The organism is Streptomyces sp. RP5T, assembly GCF_003933965.1.
GTDB lineage: Bacteria > Actinomycetota > Actinomycetes > Streptomycetales > Streptomycetaceae > Streptomyces.
Genome location: NZ_RSAJ01000210.1, coordinates 1 through 13,705, shown reverse-complemented (window position 1 = coordinate 13,705; position 13,705 = coordinate 1). Strand labels below are relative to the sequence as shown.

14 protein-coding genes are annotated in these 13,705 nt (G+C 70.1%); 9 read left to right on the top strand and 5 right to left on the bottom strand.

The genetic code is table 11. The features are described from left to right. Positions 1-223, bottom strand: a 223-nt coding sequence (locus tag EHS43_RS22085; protein WP_148104076.1) for a hypothetical protein, incomplete at its 3' end; no start/stop codon positions are given. A gap of 195 nt (positions 224-418) precedes the next feature. On the opposite strand from EHS43_RS22085, the gene EHS43_RS22080 reads away from it, so the two are divergent. The 5 genes from EHS43_RS22080 (at position 419) to EHS43_RS22060 (ending at position 5,712) form a co-directional block, all read left to right on the top strand. Beyond that, positions 419-1,438, top strand: coding sequence for an MraY family glycosyltransferase (locus tag EHS43_RS22080; protein ID WP_125192501.1), 1,020 nt, complete (start codon positions 419-421; stop codon positions 1,436-1,438). Between the two features lie 94 nt (positions 1,439-1,532). Continuing rightward, a complete protein-coding gene (gene dnaK, locus EHS43_RS22075) occupies positions 1,533-3,383 on the top strand; it encodes a molecular chaperone DnaK (RefSeq protein WP_125192500.1) in 1,851 nt (616 codons plus the stop codon). After that, positions 3,380-4,036, top strand: coding sequence for a nucleotide exchange factor GrpE (grpE, locus tag EHS43_RS22070; RefSeq protein ID WP_125192499.1), 657 nt, complete (start codon positions 3,380-3,382; stop codon positions 4,034-4,036). The genes dnaK and grpE overlap by 4 nt, the downstream gene beginning before the upstream one ends. 45 nt (positions 4,037-4,081) lie before the next feature. Beyond that, positions 4,082-5,260, top strand: coding sequence for a molecular chaperone DnaJ (gene dnaJ, locus EHS43_RS22065; RefSeq protein WP_125192498.1), 1,179 nt, complete (start codon positions 4,082-4,084; stop codon positions 5,258-5,260). Between the two features lie 5 nt (positions 5,261-5,265). Next, positions 5,266-5,712 (top strand): heat shock protein transcriptional repressor HspR, encoded by a 447-nt coding sequence (locus EHS43_RS22060; protein WP_037706704.1) that lies wholly within the window; start codon positions 5,266-5,268, stop codon positions 5,710-5,712. A gap of 58 nt (positions 5,713-5,770) precedes the next feature. Here the strand turns inward: EHS43_RS22060 and EHS43_RS22055 are convergent, their stop codons facing one another. Then, the gene (locus EHS43_RS22055; protein WP_125192497.1) at positions 5,771-7,420 is read right to left on the bottom strand and encodes a PA14 domain-containing protein; all 1,650 of its coding nucleotides are present in this window, start codon (positions 7,418-7,420) and stop codon (positions 5,771-5,773) included. 240 nt (positions 7,421-7,660) lie between these two features. Here EHS43_RS22055 and EHS43_RS22050 point away from each other — a divergent pair, with 240 nt between their 5' ends. After that, complete coding sequence (locus tag EHS43_RS22050; protein WP_125192496.1) at positions 7,661-8,764, top strand: sugar ABC transporter substrate-binding protein; 1,104 nt, start codon at positions 7,661-7,663, stop codon at positions 8,762-8,764. A gap of 325 nt (positions 8,765-9,089) precedes the next feature. Then, complete coding sequence (locus EHS43_RS22045) at positions 9,090-10,118, top strand: LuxR C-terminal-related transcriptional regulator (protein WP_125192495.1); 1,029 nt, start codon at positions 9,090-9,092, stop codon at positions 10,116-10,118. Here the strand turns inward: EHS43_RS22045 and EHS43_RS22040 are convergent. From EHS43_RS22040 to EHS43_RS22030, 3 genes are read right to left on the bottom strand one after another with little or no spacing between them, the layout of a single operon-like run. Beyond that, positions 10,081-11,073 (bottom strand): helix-turn-helix transcriptional regulator, encoded by a 993-nt coding sequence (locus EHS43_RS22040; RefSeq protein ID WP_125192494.1) that lies wholly within the window; start codon positions 11,071-11,073, stop codon positions 10,081-10,083. The two genes, EHS43_RS22045 and EHS43_RS22040, sit on opposite strands and share 38 nt — an antisense overlap. Next, positions 11,070-12,056 carry a helix-turn-helix transcriptional regulator gene (locus EHS43_RS22035; protein WP_125192493.1) on the bottom strand — a complete coding sequence of 329 codons (987 nt, stop codon included), beginning with the start codon at positions 12,054-12,056 and terminating at the stop codon, positions 11,070-11,072. Before EHS43_RS22035 ends, EHS43_RS22040 begins: the two co-directional genes overlap by 4 nt. After that, positions 12,053-13,063 (bottom strand): response regulator transcription factor, encoded by a 1,011-nt coding sequence (locus tag EHS43_RS22030; RefSeq protein WP_125192492.1) that lies wholly within the window; start codon positions 13,061-13,063, stop codon positions 12,053-12,055. The genes EHS43_RS22035 and EHS43_RS22030 overlap by 4 nt, the downstream gene beginning before the upstream one ends. A gap of 143 nt (positions 13,064-13,206) precedes the next feature. Between EHS43_RS22030 and EHS43_RS22025 the strand changes: the two genes are divergently transcribed. Together EHS43_RS22025 and EHS43_RS22020 are read left to right on the top strand one after the other, a co-directional pair. After that, a complete protein-coding gene (locus EHS43_RS22025; RefSeq protein WP_125192491.1) occupies positions 13,207-13,386 on the top strand; it encodes a hypothetical protein in 180 nt (59 codons plus the stop codon). A 1-nt stretch (position 13,387) separates the two neighbouring features. Next, positions 13,388-13,705, top strand: a 318-nt coding sequence (locus tag EHS43_RS22020; protein WP_125192490.1) for a hypothetical protein, incomplete at its 3' end; no start/stop codon positions are given.

Genomic DNA, 13,705 nt, shown 5'->3' with positions numbered 1-13,705 from the left:
ACCAGTGCGCGACACCGACGACGCCCCAGCGGTTCATCCGGGTGTGGCCGAGGAACTCCTTGGCCACGGTGGCGGTGCGCCGGCCGGGTTCGTCGGTACGGGTGCCCGCGGGCACGTCCTGACCGAGTCGCATGAAGGTGTAGATCTGGAGGAGGGCGCGGGCGAACAGGGCCACGCCGACCACGATCAGTACCAGCGACACGATGATCGCGGCGAGTTGCATTTCGGGGCTCCTCGGGCCTGCGAGGGTTCTACGAGCGAGATTACTAAGCGGTAACTTATGCAGTCCGTCTGAGACTACCCCCATCCCCCGCCGCACTGTAGCCGGGCACGAGGTGATCTGAATCGCTGAGGGTTACCTTAAAACCCGATCGTGTTATTCGTGATGAATTGGTACATACGGCGCTAATTTAGGCTCGTGCTCTACGGGATCCTTGCCGCCACCTCCGCCCTGCTCCTCGCCGCCGTGCTCACCGCCGTGCTGCGGGCGGCCGCCCTGCGCCTCGGCATCGTCGACCGGCGATGGCGCCGGCCGATGCCGCTGTCCGGCGGGACGGCGGTGGTGGCCGCCACGTGCGGTGTCGCCTTCGTCGGGGACTGGCGGGGCGTCACCCCGCTCGGCCCCGACGTCGGACGCCTGCTCGTCGCGGGCGCCTGCGTGGCCCTGCTCGGGCTCGTCGCCGACGTGCGGCGGGTCAAGGCACGGTTCCTCGTGGGCGGTACGGCCGTGGCGGCGGCGTGCGTCGTGCCGTACGAGGAGACGGGGGTGCTCGCGGGGATCCTCGCGGTGGGCTGGATCGTCTTCGTCGCCCTCGGGTTCAAGGCGCTGGACCACGCCGACGGGCTCGCCGGGACCGTCGGGGTCGTCACCGCCTTCGGGGTGGGGGCCTGTGCGGCGGCCGAGGTGATGGACGGGTTCGCCGTGCTGCTGAGCGTGCTGGCCGCCGCGCTGACCGGGTTCCTGATGCACAACTGGCATCCCGCGCGCGCGGGACTCGGCGCGTGCGGGGCGCTGTTCACCGGGTTCGTGCTCGCGGCCGCCGCCGTGACGACCCGCGCGGGGCAGGAACTCGGTTCCGGCGCGGGGGTGTTGTTCGCGCTGACGGCGGTGGTGAGCGCCGACGTCGTGCTCGTGGTGCTCGGGCGGCGGCTGTCCGGGCGGCCGCTGCTGCGGGCCGCCCCCGACCATCTCGCCCACCGGCTGCGGCGGCTCGGGCTCACCGTGCAGGGGGCGTGTGTCGTCCTGGGTGTCGCGGCCTTCGGCGGGGTACTCGTCGCGGTCCTGATGCACCTCGGGTGGATCGCCGCGACCGGCGCTCTCTGGGTCGCCGGGGGCGCCCTGCTCGTCGTACTGGCACTCCTTCGTGTCAGGTCCAGTAGCGCCCCGCGTCCGGCGTCGACGCAGGTCAGGGGCCAGTTGCGTGTAAGGAACGGATAAGAGTTGAGTCCACACGACTCAGGTCTGTTGACCGAGCCGGGGCTGTCGTGCACACTTGAGCCTGTTCCACTCAAGTCAGCTGGAGGAATCAACCATGGCACGTGCGGTCGGCATCGACCTGGGCACGACTAACTCCGTCGTCAGCGTTCTCGAAGGCGGCGAGCCCACCGTCATCACCAACGCCGAGGGTGCCAGGACCACGCCGTCCGTCGTCGCCTTCGCGAAGAACGGCGAAGTGCTGGTCGGCGAGGTGGCCAAGCGCCAGGCGGTCACCAACGTGGACCGGACCATCCGTTCGGTGAAGCGTCACATGGGCACCGACTGGAAGATGGAGCTGGACGGGAAGCCCTTCAACCCGCAGCAGATCTCCGCCTTCATCCTCCAGAAGCTGAAGCGGGACGCCGAGTCCTACCTGGGCGAGAAGGTGACCGACGCGGTCATCACCGTCCCGGCGTACTTCAACGACTCCGAGCGCCAGGCGACGAAGGAGGCCGGCGAGATCGCGGGCCTGAACGTCCTGCGCATCGTCAACGAGCCCACCGCGGCCGCGCTCGCGTACGGCCTCGACAAGGACGACCAGACGATCCTCGTCTTCGACCTCGGTGGCGGCACCTTCGACGTGTCCCTGCTGGAGATCGGCGACGGCGTCGTCGAGGTGAAGGCCACCAACGGTGACAACCACCTCGGTGGTGACGACTGGGACCAGCGCGTCGTCGACTACCTGGTGCAGCAGTTCAAGTCCGGTCACGGCGTGGACCTCGCCAAGGACAAGATGGCCCTCCAGCGCCTCCGCGAGGCCGCCGAGAAGGCCAAGATCGAGCTGTCCTCCTCGACCGAGACCTCGATCAACCTGCCCTACATCACGGCCTCCGCCGAGGGCCCGCTGCACCTGGACGAGAAGCTCACCCGGGCCCAGTTCCAGCAGCTGACCGCGGACCTCCTGGAGCGCTGCAAGACCCCGTTCTTCAACGTCATGAAGGACGCCGGCGTCTCCATCAACGAGATCGACCACGTCGTCCTCGTCGGTGGCTCCACCCGTATGCCCGCCGTGGCCGAGCTCGTCAAGGAGCTCACCGGCGGCAAGGACGCCAACAAGGGCGTCAACCCGGACGAGGTCGTCGCCATCGGCGCCGCCCTGCAGGCCGGTGTCCTCAAGGGTGAGGTCAAGGACGTCCTGCTCCTCGACGTGACCCCGCTGTCCCTCGGCATCGAGACCAAGGGCGGCATCATGACCAAGCTCATCGAGCGGAACACGACGATCCCGACCAAGCGGTCCGAGATCTTCACCACCGCCGAGGACAACCAGCCCTCCGTGCAGATCCAGGTCTACCAGGGCGAGCGCGAGATCGCGGCGTACAACAAGAAGCTCGGGATGTTCGAGCTGACCGGTCTGCCGCCGGCCCCGCGCGGTGTCCCGCAGATCGAGGTCGCCTTCGACATCGACGCCAACGGCATCATGCACGTGACCGCGAAGGACCTCGGCACGGGCAAGGAGCAGAAGATGACCGTCACCGGCGGCTCCTCGCTGCCGAAGGACGAGGTCGACCGGATGCGCCAGGAGGCCGAGCAGTACGCGGAGGAGGACCACCGCCGCCGCGAGGCCGCCGAGACCCGCAACCAGGGCGAGCAGCTCGTCTACCAGACGGAGAAGTTCCTCAAGGACAACGAGGACAAGGTCCCCGGCGAGGTCAAGACCGAGGTCGAGTCCGCCGTCGAGGAGCTGAAGACCGCGCTCAAGGGCGAGGACACCGCGGAGATCCGCACCGCGACCGAGAAGGTCGCCGCGGTCTCCCAGAAGGTCGGCCAGGCCATGTACGCCGACGCCCAGGCCGGACAGGCCGCGGGCGGCGCCGAGGCCGGCGAGGGCGCCTCGCAGGCCAAGGCGGACGACGACGTCGTGGACGCCGAGATCGTGGACGACGAGCGCAAGGACGGTGCCGCGTGACGGAGGAGACCCCGGGCTTCGACGAGAAGCCCGACGTCCCCTCCGGCGCCACCCCCGACGACGCCGAGCCGAAGGCCGCCACCCCCTCTTCGGAGGCGGGGGCGGCCCCGGCCGGGGACGCAACAGCACAGATCGCCGGTCTGACGGCCCAGCTGGACCAGTCGCGCAAGGCGCTCGAGGAGCGCACCGCCGACCTCCAGCGGCTCCAGGCCGAGTTCCAGAACTACCGCCGCCGGGTGGAGCGGGACCGGATCACGGTCAAGGAGATCGCCGTAGCGAACCTCCTGACCGAGCTCCTGCCCACGCTCGACGACATCGGACGCGCGCGGGAACACGGGGAACTGCTCGGCGGGTTCAAGTCCGTCGCGGAGTCCCTGGAGACCGTCGCGGCCAAGATGGGCCTGCAGCAGTTCGGCAAGGAGGGCGAGCCCTTCGACCCCACGATCCACGAGGCCCTGATGCACAGTTACGCACCGGACGTCACCGAGACGACGTGCGTGGCGATTCTGCAGCCCGGGTATCGCATCGGCGAGCGCACCATCCGCCCCGCGCGGGTGGCCGTGGCCGAACCGCAGCCGGGCGCGCAGACGGTCAAGGCCGAGGACGGGTCCGAGGCCGGCGACGACAAGGACAACGGCCCTGAGGAGGGCTGAGGTCGTACACAGTGATCGGGACACCGGAAAGGGGGCGCGTCGGGGATGAGCACCAAGGACTTCATCGAGAAGGACTACTACAAGGTCCTCGGCGTCCCCAAGGACGCCACCGAGGCCGAGATCAAGAAGGCGTACCGGAAGCTCGCCCGCGAGTTCCACCCGGACGCCAACAAGGGCAACGCCAAGGCCGAGGAGCGCTTCAAGGAGATCTCCGAGGCGAACGACGTCCTCGGTGACCCCAAGAAGCGCAAGGAGTACGACGAGGCCCGCGCCCTCTTCGGCAACGGCGGCTTCCGTCCGGGGCCGGGCGGCGCGGGCGGCTCCTTCAACTTCGACCTGGGCGACCTCTTCGGAGGCGCCCAGGGCGGGGGCCAGGGAGCCGGCGGCTTCGGCGGCGGACTCGGAGACGTCTTCGGGGGCCTGTTCAACCGGGGCAGCTCCGGCAGCACCCGCGTCCAGCCGAGGCGCGGGCAGGACATCGACACCGAGGTCACCCTCAGCTTCACCGAGGCGATCGAGGGTGCGACGGTCCCGCTCCGGATGTCCTCGCAGGCCCCCTGCAAGGCCTGTTCGGGCACCGGCGACGCCAACGGCAACCCGCGGGTGTGCCCGACGTGCGTGGGCACCGGCCAGGTGGCGCGGGGCTCCGGGGGAGGCTTCTCCCTCACCGACCCGTGCCCGGACTGCAAGGGCCGCGGCCTGATCGCGGAGAACCCCTGCGAGATCTGCAAGGGCTCCGGGCGGGCCAAGTCCTCCCGCACCATGCAGGTCCGCATCCCGGCGGGAGTCTCCGACGGGCAGCGGATCCGGCTGCGCGGCAAGGGAGCGCCCGGCGAACGCGGCGGCCCGGCGGGCGACCTGTACGTCACGGTCCACGTCGGCGCGCACCCCGTCTTCGGCCGCAAGGGCGACAACCTCACGGTGACGGTCCCGGTGACCTTCTCCGAGGCGGCGCTCGGCGGCGAGGTCAGGGTGCCGACGCTGGGCGGCCCTTCGGTCACGCTGAAGCTGCCCCCGGGCACGCCCAACGGCCGCACCATGCGGGCGCGGGGCAAGGGCGCGGTCCGCAAGGACGGCACCCGGGGCGATCTGCTGGTCACCGTCGAGGTGAGTGTCCCGACCGAGCTGTCGGGGAAGGCTCGTGACGCGCTGGAGGCGTATCGCGAGGCGACCGTGGGTGAGGATCCACGGGCGGAGCTGTTCCAGGCCGCGAAGGGAGCTTGATCGAGATGGACGGCCGTCGACGCAATCCGTATGAACTGACCGAGGAGACCCCGGTCTACGTCATCTCGGTGGCGGCCCAGCTGTCCGGCCTGCACCCGCAGACACTGCGCCAGTACGACCGCCTGGGCCTGGTGTCCCCGGACCGGACCGCGGGCCGCGGCCGGCGCTACTCGGCCCGGGACATCGAACTGCTGCGCACCGTCCAGCAGTTGTCGCAGGACGAGGGCATCAACCTCGCCGGCATCAAGCGCATCATCGAGCTGGAGAACCAGGTCGCCGCGCTCCAGTCGAGGGTGGCCGAACTCCAGGCCGCCGTCGAGGGCGCCGCGGCGGCCATGCAGCAGCGCGAGGCGGCGGTGCACGCGTCGTACCGCCGCGACCTGGTGCCGTACCAGGAGGTCCAGCAGACCAGCGCGCTGGTGGTGTGGCGTCCGAAGAAGGCCAAGGACTAGGCGTTCCCGCACGAGCAGGGGCTCGGAGAGATCTCTCCGAGCCCCTGCTCGTGTGCTGTCAGCGGCCGCTGAAGAACTCCACGGAGGAGCTCTGCGTGCCCTGACGCCCGTAGGCGTCCACGGCGTACGCCGTGGCGACGCAGGGGCCGTTCCAGGGGGCCGTCCAGGTGAGGGTGCCGTCGGTGGAGAACCGGTCGCCGCTGGAGCCGCAGGCGCCCGACATCTCCCAGGCGTAGCCCTTCAGGACGCGTCCCTCGTCACCCGCGCCGGGCGCGGCCGTGACCTCGATGGGGGAGCGGCCGGGCACCCCGTTGGTGACCAGGGTCAGCTTCGGCGCGGCCGGGCCGGTCGCGGTGGCCGGCGTGAGCCGGTCGACGGTGACGTCGGCGGAGGGCGCCGAGTCGGCTCCCTGGGCGTCGACCGAGGCGACGTAGTAGTACGCCCTGCCGTTCGGCGCGGAGGTGTCCTCGTACGACGTGCCCGCGGCGCTGCCGAGCAGGCTCCAGGCGGCGTTGACGCCGGTACGCCGGTAGACGCGGTACCCGGTGGCGTCGGCGGCCGCGGTCCACGCGAGCGTGGTGGACGCGTCGGCGGGCGTGCCGGTGGCACCGGCCGGGGCGGGCACGGCCGAGGCGACCGGGCGGGTGACCGTGACCCGGGCGGTGGCCGGGGAGAGGTTGTTCGCCGCGTCGAGGGCCTGCACGGTGTACGTGTACGGCACCCCCGCCTCGGCGAACCGGTCCACGTACGAGGTCCCGAAGACGACGTCGGGCCCGTCGGGGTCCGGGTCGCCGTTGCGCGCGGCCCACACCTCGTAGTGGTGGACGTCCTTCGACGAGGAGGCCTGCCACGTCACCGAGTTGCCCGCGGTCGTACCCAGCGCCGACACCCCGGTGGCCGCCGCCGGAGCGGTCCGGTCGACGGTGGTGACGGGCTGGTCGGCGGTGCCGCCCGAGGTGTTGCCGGCCTTGTCGCGGGCGCGGACCTCGTAGTAGTAGGTGTCGCCGGTCGGCGGCAGGGTGCTGTCGGTGTAGGACGTCGAGGTGGTCGTGGTCAGCGGCGTACCGGGGAACGACGTCCCCTTGAGGCGCCGGTAGACCTGGTACCCGGCGAGGTCCATCTCCTGGTTCTTCGCCCAGGTGATCCTGGCCTTGTTGGTGGCCTTGTCGTAGGTCACCGAAGTGCCGGTCGGGACAAGGGGCTTGACCTTGTCGACGTCTGCCGAGGTCCGCGGGGCGTAGGTGACCTTGACCTTGGCGGCGCCGGTCCAGTTGGCGTAGTCGATGCGCAGGGTGTGCTTGCCGGCGGGGATGGTGACGTTGGCGGTCTTGGTGACCGTCGTGGAGGTGTTCTTCCAGAGGTCGATCTTGCGGACGCCGTCGAGGTACACCCGCATTCCGTCGAGGCCGGTGGCGCTGAGGGTGAAGGGGCCGCCGGAGCCGAAGTCGCGGGTCAGGCTCCATCGGACGCCGAAGTTGTCCTTGGGCAGCCCGGAGACGGGGGCGCCGGTCCAGGTCCGGTCGATCGCGTTGTCGCAGTCGGTTTTCTTCGGCGTGCCGGAGAAGGACGTGTTCGCGTAGAACTGCCGCTTGAACACCGGGGAGGCGCACGTGACGGCGGCCGAGGCGGGGGTCGCGGTCACGGTGAACAGGGTGCCGGCGGTGGCGAGGACGACGGCCGCGGCGGTCGTGCGTCTGGCTGACTTCATTCGATCCTCTGGTCGGACAGGGAACAGCAGTTGTGGTGCTGCCGTGATCATGACTCGCGAGGTGTGAAGTTGGTTGTACTAGTGTTCGCGCCAAGTCTTCACACCATCGGCGGAGCGTGGCGTTGCGCACTCGTTAAGTGATTCCGCTTGACGCCGGTGGGCGGCGCCGCGTTGGCTTTTCAGTCACATGGGCCGCAATGCCGCGCCCGCGTCCGGAAAGCATCAGAAGTGAGCAGACCCATGCGTCGTATCGCCATATCCGTGGCCGCGTCCACGATGACCCTCTCGCTGGCCGCCTGCGGTGCGCTCGGCGCCGCGAGCGGGAGCGAGGCGAGTCCGACCAAGGGCAACGACATCACCGTGGGTGTGCTGATGCCGGAGAAGACGAACACCCGTTACGAGGAGTTCGACTACCCGATCATCCAGAGGAAGGTCGCCGAGCTCACCGACAAGCAGGGCAAGACCATCTACGCCAACGGCGAGGCCAACGCCACCAAGCAGGCCGGGCAGATGCAGCAGATGATCGACCAGAAGGTCGACGTCATCCTGCTGGACGCCGTGGACTCGCACGCCATCGCGGGCATGGTGGAGAAGGCCAAGGACGCGGGCATCCCGGTCATCGCCTACGACCGGCTCGCCGAGGGCCCCATCGACGGGTACGTCTCCTTCGACAACGAACTCGTCGGCGAGGTGCAGGGCCGCTCCCTCCTGGAGGCGCTCGGCTCGGGCATCGACACCTCCGACAAGATCGTGATGATCAACGGCTCGCCGTCCGACCCGAACGCCGGTCAGTTCAAGGCGGGCGCGATGTCGGAGCTCAACGGCAAGGTGACGATCGCCAAGTCCTACGACGTCGACGGCTGGAAGCCGGAGACCGCGCAGAAGAACATGGCCGAGGCGGTCAGCGCGATCGGCAAGGGCAACATCAAGGCCGTGTACTCCGCGAACGACGCCATGGCCGGCGCCGCCATCCAGGCGATGGAGGACGCGGGCATGACCAAGCTCCCGCCCATCACGGGCCAGGACGCCGAGCTGTCCGCGGTGCAGCGGATCGTCGCGGGCGAGCAGTACATGAGCGTCTACAAGCCGTACCCGGACGAGGCCGAGGCCGCCGCCGAGATGGCCGTGACGAAGATCCAGGGCAAGGGCATCCAGTTCGACGCCCTCGCCAAGGACAGCGTCGACAGCCCCACGGACAAGAACATCCCGGCCCAGCTCGTCCAGGTCGTCGCCCTGACGCGGGACAACATCAAGAGCACCGTCGTCAAGGACGGCATCTACACCGTCAAGGACATCTGCACCTCGGACTACCTGAGCGCCTGCCAGTCGGCGGGCCTGAAGTAACCACGCGCACAGGGCCGGAGGGGCTTCCCTCCGGCCCTTTCCGCTTTCCTGGTCCCGCTTGCGCGTCACGTCCACTCGCACGAGGTTGACGCCCGGCCCGGCCCCCTCGCCCGGGCACCCGCACCGTCAGCTTGTTGCAGAGGTGCGGACGGAGGCCCGTCGATAACGGCTCATACCGGTTGTTTTCCCCGTCCCTGGCCCGAGAAGCCGTGTTGCGGAGCCGGTCCGGGCCGCGCATAGTTGCGGAGCCGAGGGGGCTTCGACGCCCCGGTGGGGAAACAGGACAAGAGGGCGGTAGACGCTGGAACCGGGGGTGGGATGGGCAATGGCCGGGCTCGGGACGGACGACCATCCACACGGTGCTGACCGGCTCTGCGAGGCCGGGGGCCGGGTGTACTCCCGGGCCGTACGCCGCGGACGTGTGCCGCGCGCCGACGCCGGGCCGGTGCCCTGTCTGCTGGAACTGGCCCTGCTGCACCCGGACCCCGACGACATGGACTGGCTGGTGCCGACGGCACCGCAGGAGGTCATGACCCGGCTGCTGCGCGCGGTCCACGACGAGGTCAGTGCGAGCCAGCGGCGGGTGGGCGAGGCCGTCGCGGCGGTGGAGCGGTACGCGGGTCTCGGGCCCAGTGTCGTGCCGGGCGCCGGCGAGGGGACCGCGATCCGCGTCCTGGACGGTCTCTCCCGCATCCAGGCCGCGATGGACGAGGCGACCGAGGCGTGCACGACGGAGGTCCTCACGGTCCAGCCCGGCGGCATCCGGCCCGAGCACGAGCTGACGGAGGGTCTGCACCGGGCGCTGGCGCTGCGCGGCCGGGGCGTACGGATGCGGGACCTGTACACCCATGTGGCCCGGCACGGCCAGGGGTTGCTGAACTACCTGGAGTTGATGGGCGGCTCGGTCCAGGCGCGGACCCTGGACGAGGTCATCGACCGGCTGATCCTCTTCGACCGCACGGTGGCCTTCATCCCCGCCAACGCCGACCGCACCCTCGCCCTGGAGCTGCGGCACCCGGCGCTGGTGGAGTACCTGGTGACGGTCTTCGAGCGGCTGTGGCGGCTGGCGATCCCCCTCACCGCCCCGCTGCCGGACACCGGCATCGAGGGCATCTCCCACCGCGAGCAGTCCATCGCCGCCCTGCTGGCCGAGGGCCACCAGGACGCGGTGATCGCGGAACGGCTGGGGATCAGCGTGCGCACCTGCCGGGCCCACATCGCGCGGCTGTCAGAGACGCTCGGGGCGGCCAGCCGTACCCAACTGGGCGTGCGGATAGCGCAGGTGGGCCTGGACGGACCGGCGGCCGTGCCCCCGATCACGCTCCCCGGTCAAGAATCCCGGACCGTCCGATGAGGTAGCCGAGTTGGGCGCGGCTCTCGCTGCCGAGGGTGGTGGCGAGTTTGGCGATGTGGACGCGGGCGGTGCGGATGTTCATGCCGAGCCGGTCGGCGATGACGGCGTCGGTGTGGCCCTCCACGAGCAGCCCGGCGATGGCCCGCTGACGCGGGGTGACGCCGTTGAGGCTCGGCCGGTGGACGGTCTGCGGATACATGGGCGTGGCCTGCCACCACAGCCGGTAGAAGGTGCTGGCGAAGAACTCGACCAGCGCCGGGTGCCGGACCTCCAGCGCGACCGTGCCGTCCCCGTCGGCGGGGATGAAGGCCACGTCCCGGTCGGCGACGATGAGCCGGTCGGTCACCTCGTCCAGGGAACGCGCCTCGACGTCGCCGCTCAATTGCTCGTAGCGGGCCAGAACCAGCGGCATGTGACGCTGGGTGTGCTGGTACAGGGTGCGGATGCGGGCGCCGCGGTCGAGCAGCGCCTGGTCCCGGCTCATGGCCACGGCCTGGGCGGCGGCACCCCGGCTGTCGCTGTAGTGGACGTTGGGCTGCACACACAGGAGTTCGTCCACGACGCCCGTCATGGCCGCGCTGATGGCCTCGTTGATGGGGCCGGTACCGCTGACGACCCTGATCGCCGGGTTCTCCGCGGCCTCCGCGCCGCGCACGTCCGCCCGCAGGAGCGGCGCGAAGGCCTCGGCGAGCCGCTCCTCGCGCCGCCGCTCGTGCGCCACCCGGTCCGTGGTGGCCCGCAGCATGCGGTGCAGCACGACGGCGGGCGGTACGGGTTCCAGCCGGGCGGCGTCCCGGGCGGCGGGCCGCAGCAGCCCGGTGCCGAGGAGGCAGGGCAGGGCCGCGGCGGCCCGGCTGTCGATCCCACCCTCGCGCAGGGCCCGTGCGTAGAGCTCGACGCCTTCGGGACACGGGTCTTCCGGGCCGTGTTCCGGATGGGCTGCCACCGTGCTCACGCGTCTGTGTCCTCCTGGCCGAGAATGCCCGACTGCCCTATGAGATAGCCGAGTTGGGCCCGGCTCTCGCTGCCGAGGGTGGCGGCGAGTTTGGCGATGTGGACGCGGGCGGTGCGGATGTTCATGCCGAGCCGGTCGGCGATGACGGCGTCGGTGCGGCCCTCGACGAGCAGGGCGGCGATGGCCTTCTGGCGGGGGGTGATGCCGTTGAGGGTCGGCTGCTGGACGGCTCGGGGGTGCATCGGGGTGGCCAGCCGCCACAGGCGGTCGAAGGCGGTGGCGAGGAACCCGACGACGGAGGGGTGGCGGATCTCCAGGGCGAGCGTGCGGTCCTTGTCGGCGGGGATGAACGCGACCTTGCGCTCGACGACGATCAGGTGCTGGGTGACCTCGTCGAGCGTGCGGGCCTCGACATCCCCGTGGAGGCGTTCGTAGCGGGCCAGGATGCCGGGGGCGTGGCGCAGCGTGTGCTGGTGGAGGACGCGGATACGGCCGCCCCGGTCGAGCAGGTCCTGGTCGCGGACCAGCGCCTCGGCATGGGTCTCGGCGGGGGAGTGGGTGTGACCGGTGTGCGGCTGGATGGTGAGCACCTCACCCGACGCGTCCGCCACCGTGCGGTGGATGGCCTGCCCGATGCCGTCGAGACCGCTGAGGACGCTGATCATCGGAGCCCCGGCGGCCGCGTGCGGACCGTCGATCTCCAGCAGCGACGCGAACATCGCCGTCAGCCGCTCCTCGCGGCGCCGCTCGTCGGCGATGCGGTCCTCGACGGTGCGCAGCAGGCGGTGCAGGGCGAAGGCCGGGGTGACGGGGCGCAGCCACCGCAGGTCCCCGAGGTCCGGTTGCAGCAGCCCGAGGTCGACCAGACAGGGTGCCTCGTCCGCCTCCACGGCCAGGACCCGTCCCTCCCGCAGTGCCCGGGTGTACAGGTCGTGGCCCGCCTCGCACAGCTCCTCCGCTCCGTGCGTGTGCGCCGCGGTCACGGGTGGCCGTCTCCCCCGGATATCGGCTGGTCGGGCTTGAGGATGCCCGACTGCGCGATGAGGAAGCCGAGCTGGGCGCGGCTGCCGCTGCCGAGGGCGGTCGCGAGCTTGGCGATGTGGGCTCGGCAGGTGCGTACGTTCATGCCCAGGCGGCGGGCTATCGCCTCGTCGACGTGGCCCTCGACGAGGAGCTTGGCAATGGAGTGCTGGATGTCGGTGATGCCGTCGGGGGCCGTCTCGTACGGGGCGCCGGCGCTCAGCGGCACCGCGCGGTTCCACATGAACTCGAACACCTTGATGAGATAGCCGACGAGCCCCGGGTGCCGCAGTTCCAGGGCGACCTGCCGGTCGTCGCGCACGGGCAGGAAGGCCACGGACTCGTCGCAGATGATGAGCCGTTCCACCAGCTCGTCGATGGTCCGGTACTCCACCTTGCCGTCGGCGAAGCGCTCCATGTAGGCGATCCGGGCGGGGCTGTACCGGGCCGTGTGCTGGTACAGGGTCCGGATGCGGACACCTCGCTCGGTGAGGGTCCGGTCGCGTTCCAGTCCTTCGATGACCCGGCGCTCGGGGTGGTTGGCGCTGGGCTGGATGGTGAGCATCTCGTTCCGGCACTGGTCGGTGGCCAGGTCGAGCGCCGCGTTGATCCGGTCCAGGCCCTCCAGCACGGTGATCGCGTGGGTGGGTGCCGTGTCCTGCGCGCTGAGGGCCATGAACGGTTCGAACACCTCGGCCAGCTCGATCGAGGTCCGTCGGCGTTCCGAGATCTCGCGCTCGATCGGGTTCAGGCGCTGGGCCAGTGCGACGGAGGGGGGAACCGGGCGCAGCCAGTTCGCGTCGTCGGGATCGGGGTGCAGGAGGGCGTATTCCATGAGGCAGGGGGCGGGTTCCACGTCCGCGCGGGTGATGCGCCCGGTGCGCAGTGCGCTGGCATAGAGGCGCTCCCCCTCTGCACACAGTTCAGTGATCGCATGGGGATGTGTCGCGTTGGTCCGATTTGTTGTCAAATCTCCACCCCCCAGGGTCCTGAACATGCAGGAACATGATGCACTGATTGTGTGGCCATGAAGTGCCTGAATGAGCCATCGTCTTATCCGACGGGGGAAGAGGGGACCTTCAAGTGAGGACGAAGCCGACTATGAGGAAGAGAATGCTTCGCTCGGTGCTTGTCGCCGCCTTCTCCGCCGTTATGGCCTTCGGAACACTGAGTGGCCTGTCAGCTGCGAAGGGTGATGCGCAAGCCGGCGATGCCGACTCGGTGGTGGTGACGTCGACCGCGCCTGCCGACGAGAGTGCACAGCTCTTCCCCGCCGACAGCATCTGGTCTTGACATGACTACTCCACCCGACGACCGCTCCTTCCGCAGAGAGATGGCCACCGCCTATCGCTCCGGATGGCACTTCATCGATCTGGTCACCGCGATCCCCCACCCCGGTGACTCGTTGATGGTGACCGTCTTCGGTGAACCGGTGGTCGTCACGCGGGACGAGGACGAGGACGTACGGGCGTACCGGTGTCTGCGGCGGCCTCGGGGGGCGCCGCAGCCCGTTCGGTGTGCCATCCGGTACGGAATGATCTTTGTGAACCTGGACCAACGAGACCACCGGCTGGTGGAAGCGGAAACCCCCACCCCGCGAACCATCACAGCC